General features: G+C 57.2%; 1 protein-coding gene. It reads right to left on the bottom strand.

The features are described from left to right. Nucleotides 1–486: RNA-guided endonuclease InsQ/TnpB family protein (locus KNO73_RS14900; protein ID WP_215112702.1), on the bottom strand; the 486-nt coding region annotated here is incomplete at both ends.

Genomic DNA, 486 nt, shown 5'->3' on the forward strand with positions numbered 1-486 from the left:
GCGTTGGTTGGCGATTTTCTCGTGTCTCTTGGCGAGGATCAGCCTGGCTTTTTCACGATTCTTGCTTCCGATCTTCTTGCGTGACAGCGCGCGCTGTGCCTTCTTGACCTTTTCTTCGGACTTACGAAGGAAACGTGGGTTTTCGATCTTCTCCGAGACCATCGCGTCGTTCGTCATGACGGCGAAATGTTCCAGGCCGAGATCAATCCCGACTTTGTGCTCGACTGGAATCCATGGTGCATCGTCCTGTTCGACGAGGATGGAGATGAAGAACTTGCCCGTCCTCGTCATCGAGACCGTCGCCGACCGGATGACGCCCTCGAACGGGCGATGTTGTGTGAACCGCACGAACCCGATTTTAGGAAGTCTCACCTTGCCGTTCTCGATGCGGATCGTACCGTGCTGGTTGTTCGTCGTGTAGGAGGCGCGCGACCGCCGTCTCGATTTGAAGGCCGGGAAGCCGCCCGTCCCGGCGAAGAACTTCGC

Origin of the sequence: Exiguobacterium sp. s83 (assembly GCF_018617095.1) — a bacterium.
GTDB lineage: Bacteria > Bacillota > Bacilli > Exiguobacteriales > Exiguobacteriaceae > Exiguobacterium > Exiguobacterium profundum.